15 protein-coding genes are annotated in these 13,288 nt (G+C 66.2%); 5 read left to right on the top strand and 10 right to left on the bottom strand.

Annotated elements, in window-relative coordinates; translation table 11 throughout:
- Nucleotides 1-40: 40 nt before the first annotated feature.
- Entirely contained in the window at nucleotides 41-337 is a 297-nt protein-coding gene (locus B7Z66_15045; GenBank protein OYV74871.1) for a hypothetical protein, read from the bottom strand.
- A gap of 27 nt (nucleotides 338-364) precedes the next feature.
- Here B7Z66_15045 and B7Z66_15040 point away from each other — a divergent pair, with 27 nt between their 5' ends.
- A complete protein-coding gene (locus B7Z66_15040; protein OYV74870.1) occupies nucleotides 365-1,207 on the top strand; it encodes a hypothetical protein in 843 nt (280 codons plus the stop codon).
- Nucleotides 1,208-1,256: 49 nt separating this feature from the next.
- Nucleotides 1,257-2,078: a hypothetical protein gene (locus B7Z66_15035; GenBank protein OYV74869.1), complete on the top strand. Its 822-nt coding sequence runs from the start codon at nucleotides 1,257-1,259 to the stop codon at nucleotides 2,076-2,078.
- A gap of 299 nt (nucleotides 2,079-2,377) precedes the next feature.
- On the opposite strand, the gene B7Z66_15030 is transcribed toward B7Z66_15035, so the two are convergent.
- Nucleotides 2,378-3,127: a hypothetical protein gene (locus tag B7Z66_15030; GenBank protein ID OYV74868.1), complete on the bottom strand. Its 750-nt coding sequence runs from the start codon at nucleotides 3,125-3,127 to the stop codon at nucleotides 2,378-2,380.
- 376 nt (nucleotides 3,128-3,503) lie between these two features.
- On the opposite strand from B7Z66_15030, the gene B7Z66_15025 reads away from it, so the two are divergent.
- From B7Z66_15025 to B7Z66_15015, 3 genes are all read left to right on the top strand, one after another.
- Nucleotides 3,504-5,831 carry a hypothetical protein gene (locus B7Z66_15025; GenBank protein ID OYV74867.1) on the top strand — a complete coding sequence of 776 codons (2,328 nt, stop codon included), beginning with the start codon at nucleotides 3,504-3,506 and terminating at the stop codon, nucleotides 5,829-5,831.
- 55 nt (nucleotides 5,832-5,886) lie between these two features.
- A complete protein-coding gene (locus tag B7Z66_15020; protein ID OYV74866.1) occupies nucleotides 5,887-7,317 on the top strand; it encodes a hypothetical protein in 1,431 nt (476 codons plus the stop codon).
- Between the two features lie 86 nt (nucleotides 7,318-7,403).
- Nucleotides 7,404-9,437: a hypothetical protein gene (locus B7Z66_15015; protein ID OYV74865.1), complete on the top strand. Its 2,034-nt coding sequence runs from the start codon at nucleotides 7,404-7,406 to the stop codon at nucleotides 9,435-9,437.
- Nucleotides 9,438-9,580: 143 nt separating this feature from the next.
- Here the strand turns inward: B7Z66_15015 and B7Z66_15010 are convergent, their stop codons facing one another.
- From B7Z66_15010 to B7Z66_14975, 8 genes are all read right to left on the bottom strand, one after another.
- Complete coding sequence (locus tag B7Z66_15010; GenBank protein ID OYV74864.1) at nucleotides 9,581-9,787, bottom strand: hypothetical protein; 207 nt, start codon at nucleotides 9,785-9,787, stop codon at nucleotides 9,581-9,583.
- Nucleotides 9,788-9,793: 6 nt separating this feature from the next.
- Nucleotides 9,794-10,135 carry a hypothetical protein gene (locus B7Z66_15005; protein ID OYV74863.1) on the bottom strand — a complete coding sequence of 114 codons (342 nt, stop codon included), beginning with the start codon at nucleotides 10,133-10,135 and terminating at the stop codon, nucleotides 9,794-9,796.
- A gap of 123 nt (nucleotides 10,136-10,258) precedes the next feature.
- Nucleotides 10,259-10,570 (bottom strand): hypothetical protein, encoded by a 312-nt coding sequence (locus tag B7Z66_15000; GenBank protein ID OYV74862.1) that lies wholly within the window; start codon nucleotides 10,568-10,570, stop codon nucleotides 10,259-10,261.
- A gap of 129 nt (nucleotides 10,571-10,699) precedes the next feature.
- Complete coding sequence (locus tag B7Z66_14995) at nucleotides 10,700-11,137, bottom strand: hypothetical protein (GenBank protein OYV74861.1); 438 nt, start codon at nucleotides 11,135-11,137, stop codon at nucleotides 10,700-10,702.
- Between the two features lie 6 nt (nucleotides 11,138-11,143).
- A complete protein-coding gene (locus tag B7Z66_14990; GenBank protein OYV74860.1) occupies nucleotides 11,144-11,398 on the bottom strand; it encodes a hypothetical protein in 255 nt (84 codons plus the stop codon).
- Between the two features lie 123 nt (nucleotides 11,399-11,521).
- On the bottom strand, nucleotides 11,522-11,785 hold the full coding sequence (locus tag B7Z66_14985; GenBank protein OYV74859.1) for a hypothetical protein: 264 nt from the start codon (nucleotides 11,783-11,785) through the stop codon (nucleotides 11,522-11,524).
- A 9-nt stretch (nucleotides 11,786-11,794) separates the two neighbouring features.
- Entirely contained in the window at nucleotides 11,795-12,058 is a 264-nt protein-coding gene (locus tag B7Z66_14980) for a hypothetical protein (protein ID OYV74858.1), read from the bottom strand.
- A 9-nt stretch (nucleotides 12,059-12,067) separates the two neighbouring features.
- The gene (locus tag B7Z66_14975; GenBank protein ID OYV74857.1) at nucleotides 12,068-13,177 is read right to left on the bottom strand and encodes a hypothetical protein; all 1,110 of its coding nucleotides are present in this window, start codon (nucleotides 13,175-13,177) and stop codon (nucleotides 12,068-12,070) included.
- Nucleotides 13,178-13,288 lie beyond the last annotated feature (111 nt).

Here is a 13,288-nt window from a genome sequence, read left to right as displayed (position 1 = left end):
GTAAGCGCGATCGTAAGCGCGAACGCGATCGCGAAAGTTTCTACGGGTCGTCGGAGCCGGTGCGCTCGAAAGACCTGACCAGCCAGGGCGTGACTACAGCGGACCCGACCGCGTGCACGCTGTGGCCGAGCGGGTACACGTTCGCCAGCGAGGGCCTCGTCGCGCACCCGGAGAGCACGCCGGAAAACCCGATGTGCATCTTGACGGGCGACGGGATGGGCCTGCTGACGAACGACGACCCGACGCAGTGCACGCCGCAGGCCGACCAGCCCGAGCTGAACTGGTACAACCCTTTGAACCAGCCGCCGGGCACCGTCGGGGCGCTGCAGTCGGTCATGCCGGGCTACGTCGCGGGCATCCAGAGATGCGTCGCGAGCTTCGCGCCCGGCGCGAGAGCGTCGCAGCTGTCCACGTCGGACCAGGCCATCTCCCTCGCCGGAGCCAACATCCGGCGGCGGCGGCCTCAGAGCAGCAGCAGACCCAGTCGCAGCTCGTCGCGCTCACGACGGCAAACAGCCAGGCGCTCGTCAACGCACAGAACACGTACCAGGCCCAGTACGTCGCGCTCCAGGACGCGTTCGAGCAGCGCCTTCGGCAGCAGATCCAGGCAGACCAGCAACTGCTCTCGGCCGCTCAGACGAGAGAGTCGAGCCTGTCGAGCCAGCTGGGGGCGTGCCAATCGGCCGCCGCAGCAGCCCAGGCAGCGGCCCAGGCAGCGGCCCAGGCTGAAGCCCAGGCGCAGGCGCAGGCCAGGGCGGCGGTCCAGGCCCAGGCCAAGGTGGTTGCGCCCGCGCCGGCGCCGACACCCGCATACCACACCATTCGACCAAGCTACGAGCCGGGCTACTGCCTCGACGTCGCTCATGTTTCGAGGAGTGCGGGCGGCAAAGTGTGGCTGTGGAGTTGCACCGGCGCGGCCAACCAGGCATGGATGTACAATCCCAGCGACCGCACCATCAGGAGCAAGAACACGGGCATGTGCCTCGACGTGTGGGCGTCCGGTACGGCCGACGGCACCTTGGTGGACCAGTACCCCTGCAACGGTGGCCAAAACCAAAAATGGTCGTGGACCAACGGAGGCACGATGAACCCGGAGAGTTCCCCGGACAAGTGCCTCGACGCATACGGCGGGGGGAGAGGAGACGGGACGAGGGTGTCGCTCTGGAGCTGCAACGGCGGGGCAAACCAGAAATGGGTCCAGGACTGATCGCGGCCAGGGCGGTCGCCGCAATTCCCGGAGGTCTCGTAGTGGAGAGATGATCGACGTGCTGATCCCGCACGGCCCCAACGACGACCGGTGCCTCGCCGAGTGCGTCCGGCGGGCGATCGCGCACGTCGTCGGCGTCCGGCGAGTCCACGTCGTCTCCCACGACGCCGAGAAAGCGCGGCGTCTGATCGCGGAGAATGATATCGCAGGAGATATCGTCGCGGTGCACGACGAGGCGACGCCTGGACTGTTCCCGTTCGACCGCCGGTCTGTCGCCGCGCTTCTCCCGGCGGACGCCGTGGGCCGCGCGGGGTGGTACCTGCAGCAGCTCGTCAAGCTCTACGCCGGCCGCTGCGTGCCCGAAATAAACACTGACGGTGGCGGTTTCTTGGTGCTCGACGCCGACGTGATGCTGCTCCGCGACCTGACGTTCGCGCCCGAGGAGTTCCACGTCGGCTCCGAGCACCACCTGCCCTACTTCGCGCACGCCGCGCGGCTCCTGCCCTGGCTCGTGCGCGCCGACGCGCGCTACAGCGGCGTCGCTCACTGCATGGTCATGACCGCCCAGCGCCTCGAGGCGATTTTGGGCGAGATCGAGGCTCGGTCGGGCGGGACGGCGGCCTGGAAGGCGTTCCTCTCGGCGGTCGACCCCGCGCACGCGGCGGCGAGCGGCGCGTCCGAGTACGAGATTTACTTCAACCACGCGCTCCTGCGGCCGCTCGAAACGACGCGGCTCCGAGCCAGGATGCCCTGGGTCGAGTCGACGAGCGTCGAGGCGGCCGTCGCCCGCTGGGGCGCCGAGATCCCCGACCTCGCTTACGTCGCCGTGCACGCGTACGTGCGCGCGCAAGGAGAAGAGAACGCGCAATAGATAGTTGTTACATCTGAGTGTCCCAGGGCACCACCCTCCTACTGCCTCCGAAGATAGTAGACGGACTGCCGCCAAGCAAGTCTTCGCCATCGGTGGGGACGCATCGACCGCAGCACATGCAGCAGAAGCCGCACGTCAGGCACATGGCGATCCCCGTGAAACACGCGATGACCGGCGAGAAAACGGTGAGGCAAACCGCGCATCCGATGGCGCACTTGCTCGGTTGCTGCTGGGAAGCCGTCGCAGCGGGCTCCATCTTTTTCGACACGTTTAACACAACAACAGGACCATTTACACCCTCATTGGCCGACGAACTTGTCCGACTTGTCTCCGAGCATCTTTTTGGTGATTTCGGGGTCGATCTTCAGTATCGCGCCCTTAGCGTCCTTGGGGATGAACATTTCCAGGTGCTCGTCGTGATTAAACGCGTCCATGAGGTACCTCCTGCTGCGCGCGTAGAGCCACATGGTCGATTTCTTGGTGACAGGCGTCGTCTTGACCCACGCGTACATGAGGTCGTACTTCTCGCAAAGATCGTTCATGTACTCGCCCTGTTTTCCTACGAGTTCGGAGATTTCGCCCACCACCGGGAACCTGAGCAAATAGTACTCGATCTTCTCGCCGTTATTGACCGCCATCCGTCCGATCTCGGAAGGACGCGGCCAGCGGCACAGGACCTCGTTACACGCCTCGAGGCCTTCGCGCGTGAAGATGTCGCTGGCGGAATTGAAGTACCCGGTACTAGTTAGGTAATCCCAAAGGGCGTTGATCTGAGGGCCGGTCAGCTTCTTGTCGTACTTGACGCCGTCGAGGCCTTTGACGAAGATGCGCGTGTGCTCTTTCCCCGCGGGGTCGACGGTGACATCGCCGGCCATGCAGCGTTCGAACCGCTGCAGACGATTCTGGGCGTTCTTACGACCTTTTTTGCCGGGAGCCTGAGCAGTCATCTTATTATTCGTCTTGGGTTTCTCGGCTGGGAGTTGCCCCACGTTGGAGTTGGCTACGCTGGAGGTCTTCTTGGGTTTCTCGGCTGGGAAACTCAGTCCCACGTTGGAGGCGCTTACGCTGCTTTTTCCAGTGTAGTAGGTGTTCGAATTGCTTTTTCCAGTGTAGTAGGTGTTCGACTTGCTGCCGGATCGGCGGCTGCTGCCGGACGAAGAAGGGGGGGGGAGTTCCATGCCGACGAAGCGCGTTTAAGTTCGCATGTTCGCATGTACGACACGACATGTACGGGAGAATGAAGAAACCGTCGAGGACGCTGGGCGGGGCGGGGCGGGCGGAAAAAAAGGGGGCGGGACGGGGGGTTGGCGGAAGGCTGGCAGAAACGCGCGTAACCGCGCCGTACGGGGTGACGGGCCTCGGGCTTAAAGGAGGCGTCCGCCAGTCAGATTCTTTCACTCATTTACCGCATCAGCAACAGCACCAATGACGCCCCCCACCACGAGCCCGACCGCCAGCATGGACAGCGAGGAGGCGCTGATGCTGGAGCCTCCAACCAAGCGGCGTCCTCCCTCCGGTTACATCGACGAAGAAGAAGACGACGATGTCTCCCCGGTCACCTCCGAGCGTTCCCTCGGCAGTGGTTCTCGGCAGCAGCAGCAGGAGCAGCTGGAGGAGGACTGCTCGGTCCTTCTCGAGGCGCAGAAGGCCGCGCTCGTGCGCGAGCACCAGGAGCTTCGCTCCCTGGGGATCTCCAAGCCCGCGGTCTTCTGGCAGCGCGTCAACGCCCGCGTGATCGCGCGGACGCGGCCGGTGCGCGACATATACGCGGGCATCCCCAGGGGTCGCCTGACGCACGCTCAGCTGCAGTCGATCACGTTCGGCCTCGTCAAGGTTTTCGTGGCGCGGGCGCTCGCGGCCGACGGCCACGGGGACGTCGGGTACCGCGCCGGTTTCATGTTCGCAGACGACATGGGCCTCGGGAAGTCGCGGGCGATGGTCGCGCTCGTGCTCGCGCTCTCGCGCCGCTTCGACGACCCTGGAGACGACGACGCCGCGGACGACTCCTCCGGAGGAGACAACGGCGTGTCTCTGATCGTCGTGCCGCTCAACACTTGGAAGCAGTGGGTCAACGAGCTCGGGATCCTGCACGGAGATGACGCTCTCCAGTGCTCGTTCGTCAAGCAGGTCAAGAGCGTCAAGAGCGCCGTCAACGGAGGCGCGCAGGTGTACTCTCCGGCGGTCGACGTCGTGCTCGTGTCGAGCGAGATGCTCAAGCACGTGGGCGCGATCAAGTGGGCGTTCGACGGGCGCTTCCGCGTCGTGTCGATCGACGAGGGACACATGATCAAGGACGACAAGACCGTGACGGCCTCCAACGCCGCGCGCATCCACGGCTCGACCAAGGTGCTGCTGACCGCCACGCCGATGGCCAACTCGCAGCGCGACCTGGCCAACGAGCTCGTCTGGCTCGGGTTCCCCCCCGACCGCATCGACACGACGTCGAAGCTCGCGGCGATCAAGCCCTACTGCGTGCTCCAGCGCACGTACGCGGACGTCGGCATCGAGAAGACAAAGCTGACCTACGTCCTGCGCAACGTGCCGCCGAGCGACGAGCTCGCCAAGATCTTCCGCGCGCTCGACGCCTTCAGGGGACGACGCGACGCCATGTCCATCATGCAGATCAAGCGCCAGTCCCTGTTCGACCCGGCCACGATCTACGTGCTCAAGCAGTGGTCCAAGTGGGTCCGCGAGCACGAGGACGACCTGCCGCCCCGCGAGGACGTCGTCGACCGTCGCAGCCCGCTCGCGCAGGCCATGGTCGACGACCTCGCCGCCTCCGCGGCATCCGCGGCCGCCGCGGGCGAGAGCGCGGCCCCCAAGGCCGTCGTGTTCTGCCACTACCACCACCAGGTGTCGCTCGTCTGCAAGGCGCTGTGCGAGGAGAACATCCGCTACGAGCAGCTGACCGGCGACCAGAAGACCGACCAGAAGGACGACGCGATCATGAGCTTCGAGAAGGGCGACGCGCGCGTCCTCGTCGCCAACATGCAGTGCGGCGGCGTCGGGCTCAACCTGCAGTTCGCCCGGGACGTGTACCTGCTCACGACCGACTACAACCCCTTCGTCGAGATGCAGGCGATCGCGCGCGTCTGGCGCATGGGCCAGGAGCGCGACGTGCGCGCGGTCGTCATCACGTCTCCTCTCAACGAGCACGAGGCGCGCCTGCAGCAGCTGCAGTACAAGAAGATCGTGCTCGCGGCCGAGGTGCTCGGCGACCGCAACGAGTACGCGGCGCACGCCGGCCGCCTGTCCGAGGGCAAGCAGCTCTTCGAGGAAGACGCCGCCGCCAACCCCCCGACGTCGGCCTCCAAGAAGCCGCTCATCCTCTCGCCGGCGGCCTCGGGGCGACGCCGCCCCCGCCCCCGCGTCATCGAGTACGACGAGGAAGGCGACGACGAGGGCATGGCCGTGGCGGCCGAGACAGAGGCAGAGGCAGAGCCCGAGACAGAGGTCGAGACAGAGGCAGAGGTCGCTGTCACCGTCTCCGACGTCTATGTCGAGAAGAAACGCCGCGCCGCGGCCGCGGCCGTCGCGAGGCGTCGCCGCCTCCGAATCGAGGCTGATGCCTCGCATGCCGCGGTGGCTCCGCCTGCCCCCCTAGTCCCCAGGGCCGGCTCACGACCGCTCGGCGGGGGGTTGCTGCTGACCGCCAAGGACCGCGCGGCGATCGCCGCCAGGGTCAAGGCCAACACCGAGCGGCTTCTGACAGTGCCCGTGCCCGTGCAAAAGCGCGTCAAAGTCGCCGGATAAATAGTAATAGGCGAGCGGGATGAAATTTGTTTATTGTAATAGATAGAAGGCAATAATGGTACAGAGTGGCAAAGACCACCTCGCGAGCAGCGTCGTGATCTTCGCGTTCCTGCTGGTAATGGCGACGGCGTTGTCGTACATCAACTCGAAGCGGCCGCGGTCGACTTTTGTCGGCTTAGACGTGAACCCGTCGACCCTTTGCGTCGGCCCCGCGGACAACAACTGGTGCCTCAAGCCGAACGCCAACGGCCAGTGGCTCGACCTGGCGCGCAACGGCGCCACGGCCGATAACACCGACAGTCCGACGTACCACTTCACGGAGGACGGAAACATGTGGCTCAACAGGGTGACGATGCACGAAGGCCAGCCAGCGCTTGGAGGCTGGGTGGCCGACCACATCGGCCAGCTGCAGACCGACGTGGTCAGCCTCAAGTCGAGCTTGAGCACGTTGAATGGGTTAGGAGCATCGGCATCGGCATCCGCATCCGCGGTCAAGCAGGATGTCAAAGCATCCCAGCGGCTTTGCATCGGGAACACGTGCGTGAACGAGGCGCAGCTCATGGCGCTGCTCGCGAGAGAGAGAGACTCGGGCGCGGGAAGCAGCGTCGGGCGTTACGTGTTCATCTCGAGCGACGTGACGCCCGATCACATTTTGAACATCGCCGAGGTGCAGGTCTTCGACCAAGCGGGCAAGAATGTCTCGCAGGGCAAGACCGTCACCAAGTCTAGCGGATGGCAAGGCGACCAGTTCCCGGGCACCAACCTCGTCGACGGCAACCTCAACAACTTCGCGCACACGAGCGGAAATACCGGGGAGTCCCCGTGGATGAAGATCGACCTCGGTGCACCCGTGGAGGTCTCCCGCATCGTCGTGTTCAACCGCGTCGACTGTTGCCACAACAGGATCGTCGGCGCACTCGTGCAACTGCTCGACGCCGGCCAGCGAGTCGTTTTCACGTCGCAGCCGTTGACGAGCGCCATGCGTCAGACCATCGAAGTGTCCATGGGAACGGGCGGCGCAAGGCTGCCTTCGGCGGCCGACGCCGCGCCCCAGGGGCCCCAGGCGTTCGTGCTCGGCCGTTACAACATGGGTCCTTGGAACGCTGGCAACTTCGCCGACAAGGGTGCGTCCTGGATCTGGAACGACCGTAACGCGGCTTCCAATGCCGCCTCCGGCGTGTGCATCAATTTCAACAAGGTGGTGCACGTCGCGCGGATGACGCCCGTCACGGTGCACATCATCGCGGACGACTATTCGGACTTGCGCGTCAACGGCGAGCTCGTCGGCGACGCGAACGGCGGCTGGGGAGGTGGCAACTACCCCAAGCTCGCCGCGACGCTCGTCCCGGGCCGGAACGTCATCCAGATCCAGGCTCGGAACGCCGGTGGCCCGGCCGGCTTGATCGCGTCGGTCATTTCCGACGCCGACGGCAGCGTCATCGAGCACACGGACGCGTCATGGGACGCGGGCACGCTTTGCGACTGAGAAAGTGGAGGAGAAGAGGTGAATATGAATTATGTTTGTTCTAAGTAAGTAGGACGTGATTGTAATTCATCGCGTATCGAAAATCGATGAAGCATATCAAGGATCACCTCGCGGCCAGCGTCGTGATATTCGCGTTCCTGGTGGTCATGATGGCCGCGTTGGCATACATCAACGGCAGGCGGCATAGGTCTACTTTCGTCGACTGGGGCGCGCTCGACGCCGCCGGGAAGGCAATCATGTGCAGCGGCGCGAACGCGGACCCGGCGCACTGCGGGAACCCGTCGACCCTTTGCGTCGGCCCCGCGGAAAACAGCTGGTGCCTCAAGCCGAACGCAAACGGCCAGTGGCTCGACCTGTCGCGCAACGGCGTCACGGCAGATAACGCCGACAGTCCGACGTACCACTTCACGGAGGACGGAAACATGTGGCTCAACAGAGCGACGATGCACGAAGGCCAGCCAGCGCTCGGAGGCTGGGTGGCCGACCACATCGGCCAGCTTCAGACCGACGTGGTCAGCCTGAAGTCGAGCGTGGGCACTTTGAAGGGGGCCGCAGACCACCCCGGTTCGGCGAGCGACATCAACCTTGAGGGCAAGATGTTCTTCAAGGACTCGTCGTTCAACACCGCGCCCGACGGCACCAACAACTCAGACCCCTACTACCTCGAGAAGGTGATCGCGGGGAACAACAACAGCTCGCTGCGCCTCTCGATCAAGGACGATCCGGACGAGAGCCTGCAGATCTGGGGGAACTCGTGCGCCGCCGGCGACTGCGGGGGAGAGGGCATGAAGTCGCACCACTTCAGGGGCGACGGAGCGACCGCGCACCGCGGCTCGGTCGTCGCGGGCCACCCGGACACCACGCTGGACATGGGGTGGGGCTTCAACTTCGGCCTGATGTCTTTCAACCCCGTCGTCAACGCGTGGACCCACTTCCCGTGGAAGGACGGCCGCAACTACATCCGCGGACCCCTTCAGGTCGACGGGAGCGACGCGACCATCAACGGCAAGTTCGTCGTCAACAAGGGCGACGGAGACTGGAACTGGCTGCACGTCGTGGGGAACCACGGCGACACCGCGTACCTCGGCAGCGACGGCACGAACCGCGGGATCTGGGCCGACGGCGCGCGCGACTTCACGATCTACAACCAGGGACACCCGGGGCTCACGGTCAAGCAGGACGGGACCGTCAAGGCCGATCAAAGCCTTTGCATCGGTAACACTTGCGTGAACGAGGCGCAGCTCAAGACGCTTCTGCAGGTCTCGGGCAGCTCGATCGGCACGTCAGCGCAGGAGCAGAGCCTGCTGTCATCCGCGAACACATCGATGAACGGGTCGTCGGCAGCGACGGCCGCGCCATCGGCCAAGTACATCATGTCGACGTTCGGCGTGACGAGCGACGGAGCGTACTGGATCAACCTGCCCCAAGTCGGGCCGAAGCTGGTGTATTGCATCATGAACCCCGCGTGCGACGGCGGCGGCTGGATGCTCGCGATGAAGGGCGATCAGGGTTCGACGTTCGGGTTCCACTCGCCGCACTGGACGACGGCGACGACGGTCAATCCGAACGACGCCACGCGAAACAACGGCGATGCTAAGTTCGACGTTTTCAACGTTTTTCCCGCGAGCGACTGGATGGCCGTGTTCCCCGACGTGCAGAGCGGAGGCGACGTGCTCGGGGGCTACGGCGGCTGGACCTGGGTCGAACCGAACGCGGTCGGTTCGCCGATGCCTCCGACCGCGTTCTTCAAGACCAATGAGCAGATCACGAAGCTTAGCAACGGCGTCGGGTACCCGAAGACAACTCCTACGCCGACGTCTTCGCCCAAGTTCAGCAGCAGCATCTGGTCGACGCAGTCAGGGTTCCAGTGGTACGGGATAAACTACGACACGGTCCAACAGAATGTCGGCGTGTCGTCGTGGGTGGGCAAACAGTGGAACCCGGTCCGTTGGGGCTTCGCGTGGAACAACGAGGCTAACCAGGGGAGCAACGACGTGTCGGGCGGAATAGGCCTATTCGGCAATGGCGGAGGCAATTGGTCCGCAGGGGACCACGTAGATTGCTGCCAGTCGAGCTCAGGCGTGATGCGACCAATGCGATTCGAGTGGTACGTGAGGTAGATAGGTTAGGCTCGTTTTATTAGTCGACGGTACTTTAAGATGTCGCCGTACAACGTGCGCGTCGCGGGGAGCAACCCGACCGTCGTCGCGCGTTCCCCGCGATTGACCGTCGTCCTCTCGGACCCGACGTTCCAGTCCGTCGACTACGGAAGCAACGGCAGCAGCAGCAACGGCAGCAGCAGCAGCAGCAGCACGCGAATGTGCCGTCGGCCTCCCAGGGCCCGGACGAACAACGTCCCCGTCCAGTCGCCCTGTTCGATCGTGCTCGGCCTGGTCGACGGGTCCAACGGCGTCGCCGCGTTCGGCCTTACGCCCGACGACGGCCTCAGCAACGCCAGCGTCCGTTCCATGGGCTCCTACTCGCTCTCTCTCGGCACGCTCTCTGCCGGCGAGGGCATCCTCGTCTCGCCCTCGGCGGTCGTCGTCCGCGCGCCGACGCTCGGCTGCGCGGACCTGTCCGCTTCGGGCGACGCCAGCGTCCTCGGGACTTTGACGGCCTCGCGGTACGCCGACCTCGACCCCACCTTCTCCAGCCCCAACCCCTTCGTGCCCCCCTCGGCTGCCGCCCTGATGCTCGCCTTCTCGACGCTGAGCAACATGATCGGCGTCGTCGCCGAGGCCGCCGTCCTCTGCGCCCCGTCCAACGTGCTTTTGACCGGTTCGGTGCTCGGAGACGCGATCGCCGCCGCGGCCTCCAACGCGGTGCTCGGGATCCCATACTACGACGGGGCGACGACCGACTCGAGCCACGTCGTCGACTTCGGCGCCATCGGGTGCGTCGAGCTCTACGTCGTCGACGGCGGGTGCATCACCTCGCCGGCCTACTCGAACCTCGTCGACGACTTCGAGAACGTCGCGACGCACATGATGCCGCCGTCGGCCTTCGCGGTCAACCGGCTATGGACCACGCTCTCCAACGCCTGCTGGGGGGGCAACACGACCGCGCCGTCGTTCTCGTGGTTTTCTTCGACGGGATCGCAGGCGCTGGCGACGCTGGACTCGAACGGCGTCTTCACGCCATCGGGAGGGTACGGAAGCCTCCCGGTGCCCGCCATATCATCCTCGGTCACGCTCGAGGACTCGAACGTCGCCGCGTCCGCGGCCGCGCTACGGGGCGCGCGGAACGAGAGCATCGCCTACGCCTCTATGACCTTCTGCAAGGCCTCGAGCGCCTGCAACCTCGTGCTGGGCGCGATAGCGGCCGCCGCGGTCGCGTCAAACGCCGCCTTCGCGATCGAGGGCATCGCGTTGGAGGCGTCCAACTACGCGCACTCCCCCAGCAACCTCGTCGTCGCGGGGACGCTCTCGGTGGTCGGCGAATGCAACGCGGCAGGCGTCCGCGTGGGACCGTCGGCGGCGGGCGAGCTGCAGGCGTTCCCCGCCTTCTCGTGCGCGTCGTACGTAGGCCTAGCGCAGACCGCCGGCGAAAACAACAGCAACGTGCCCGCGTCCGCGGCGGCGCTGGCGGTCGCCTTCGCGTCCAACGCGGGCGTCGCCGCCTTCGGCTCGAACGCGGCCGCGTTCGCGTCCAACGCGCTCCCCGCGATCGACTCCGCAGCGTCTTTCGCGTCGAACGCGGCCGTCTGGGACTCGAACGCCGCACTGTTCGGCTCCAACGCGTCGTACTGGGCCTCGAACGCAGCCCTGTTCGGCTCCAACGCCTCTTGCTGGGCCTCGAACGCAGCCCTGTTCGGCTCCAACGCGTCTTATTGGGGCTCCAACGCGGCCGAATTCGGCTCCAACGCGGCCTCGTTCGGATCCAACGCGGCCGCGTTCGGCTCCAACGCGGCCTCGTTCGGCTCCAACGCCGCCTTCGAAGGCTCCAACGCGGCGTCCTTCGCCTCCAACGCGGCCGTGGAAGCGAACGCGTTGGCTGCCTGGGCATCGAACGCGGGAACGTACGGATCAAACGCGGCAGACTCGGCGGCGTGGGGGTCCAACGCGGCCGCGTGGGCGTCCAACGCTGCCCTCTACGCCTCCAACGCGTCTCGCTGGTCTTCCAACGCCGGCGCTTTCGGATCCAACGCGGTCCGCTCGGCCCTGTTCGGCTCGAACGCGGCCCAGTGGGCCTCGAACGCCGCACTCTACGCCTCGAACGCGGCCTCGTTCGGCTCCAACGCGGCCTCTTGGGGGTCGAACGTCGCGTCCTCGGCCTGTAACGCGGCCTCGTTCGGATCCAACGCGGCCTCGTTCGGATCGAACTCGGCGTCCTGGGGCTCGAACGCGGCCTTTTGGGGATCGAACGCGGCCTCGTGGGGCTCCAACGCGGCCGCGTTCGGCTCCAACGCATCCTCGTTCGGATCCAACGCGGCCTCCTGGGGATCCAACGCGGCCTCGTTCGGATCCAACGCGGCCCTCTACGCGTCGAACGTCGCCTTGCCGGTATCCATCGCGGCCCTGTGGGGATCGAACGCGGCGGCGTGGGGGTCGAACGCGGCCTCGTCGGCGAACGACAAAGCCTCGTGGGGCTCGAACTCGGCCTCCTGGGGCTCGAATTCGGCAACGTGGGCGTCGAACGCGGCCGCGTGGGCCTCGAACGCCGGATCCTTCGGATCGAACGCGTCCGCGTCTGCCTCGAACGCGGTGGTCGTCCTCCGGGCGGCGTCCTCGTTCGCGTCCAACGCGGGCGTCTACGGGTCAAACGGGGTCGTCGCGGCGACGTGGGCGTCGAACGCGGCCCGCTGGGGATCGAACACGTCCGAGTGGGCGTCCAACGCCTCCCGGGCGGCGTTCTTCGGCTCGAACGCGGCGTCGTGGGGGTCCAACGCCGCCCTCTTCGGATCGAACGCATCCGCCTTCGGATCCAACGCGGCCGCGTGGGCGTCGAACGCGTCCCCCTGGGCATCGAACGCGGCCGCCTTCGGATCCAACGCGGCCTCGTTCGGCTCCAACGCGGCCTCGTTCGGCTCCAACGCTGCGACCTTCGGGTCGAACGGCGTCGCCGCGGCCGTGTGGGGGTCCAACGCGTCCGCCTTCGCGTCCAACGCGGCCTCGTTCGGATCCAACGCGGCCGCGTTCGGATCCAACGCGGCAGCGTTCGGATCCAACGCGGCCTCCTGGGCGTCGAACGTCGCCCTGAACGCGTGGGACGCGGGGCGGTGGGCGTCGAACGAAGCGTTCAAGGGGTCGAGCGCGGCCGTGTGGGCGTCCAACGCGGCCCTGTTCGGGTCCAACGCGGCCGCGTTCGGGTCCAACGCGGCCGCGTTCGGGTCCAACGGAGCCGCGTTCGGGTCCAACGCGGCCGTGTGGGGATCCAACGCGGCCTCGTTCGGATCCAACGCGGCGACCTGGGGCTGCAACGCGGCCGTCTGGGGCTGCAACGCGGGCGCGTTCGGCTGCAACGCGGCCACGTTCGGGTCCAACGCGGCCACGTTCGGATGCAACGCGGCCACGTTCGGATCAAACGCGGGCGCGTTCGGATCCAACGCGGGCGCGTACGGCTCCAACGCGGCCACGTTCGGGTCCAACGCGGCCACGTTCGGATGCAACGCGGCCACGTTCGGATCAAACGCGGGCGCGTTCGGATCCAACGTCGCCGCCTGGAGCTCGAACGCGGCCGAGGACGCCGCCGCCACGGCCCTGTTCGGGTCGAACGCGGCGAAATGGGCGTCCAACGCAGCTTTCTCGGGGTCGAACGCGGCCCAGTTCGGTTCGAACGCGGCCTCGTTCGGTTCGAACGCGGCCTCGTTCGGCTCGAACGCGGCCTCGTTCGGCTCCAACGCGGCCTCGTTCGGCTCCAACGCGGCCTACTGGGGGTCCAACGCGGCCTCCTGGGGATCCAACGCGGCCTCCTGGGGATCCAACGCGGCCTCGTTCGGCTCCAACGCGGCCTCGTTCGGCTCCAACGCGGC

The sequence above is a fragment of the Chromatiales bacterium 21-64-14 genome, from assembly GCA_002255365.1.
GTDB lineage: Bacteria > Pseudomonadota > Gammaproteobacteria > 21-64-14 > 21-64-14 > 21-64-14.
Note: the sequence above shows the minus strand (reverse complement) of the source record. Positions and strands in the feature narration are given on the sequence as shown.

What these genes read in the sequence shown, in the direction of transcription:
- B7Z66_15045 (OYV74871.1), bottom strand. Translation starts at nt 337, where the DNA reads ATGACCGACTGCAGCGCCCCGACGGTGCCCGGCGGCTGGTTCAAAGGG.
- B7Z66_15040 (OYV74870.1), top strand. Translation starts at nt 365, where the DNA reads ATGCGTCGCGAGCTTCGCGCCCGGCGCGAGAGCGTCGCAGCTGTCCAC.
- B7Z66_15035 (OYV74869.1), top strand. Translation starts at nt 1,257, where the DNA reads ATGATCGACGTGCTGATCCCGCACGGCCCCAACGACGACCGGTGCCTC.
- B7Z66_15025 (OYV74867.1), top strand. Translation starts at nt 3,504, where the DNA reads ATGACGCCCCCCACCACGAGCCCGACCGCCAGCATGGACAGCGAGGAG.
- B7Z66_15020 (OYV74866.1), top strand. Translation starts at nt 5,887, where the DNA reads ATGGTACAGAGTGGCAAAGACCACCTCGCGAGCAGCGTCGTGATCTTC.
- B7Z66_15015 (OYV74865.1), top strand. Translation starts at nt 7,404, where the DNA reads ATGAAGCATATCAAGGATCACCTCGCGGCCAGCGTCGTGATATTCGCG.
- B7Z66_15010 (OYV74864.1), bottom strand. Translation starts at nt 9,787, where the DNA reads ATGGAACGGACGCTGGCGTTGCTGAGGCCGTCGTCGGGCGTAAGGCCG.
- B7Z66_15000 (OYV74862.1), bottom strand. Translation starts at nt 10,570, where the DNA reads ATGCTCTCGTTCCGCGCGCCCCGTAGCGCGGCCGCGGACGCGGCGACG.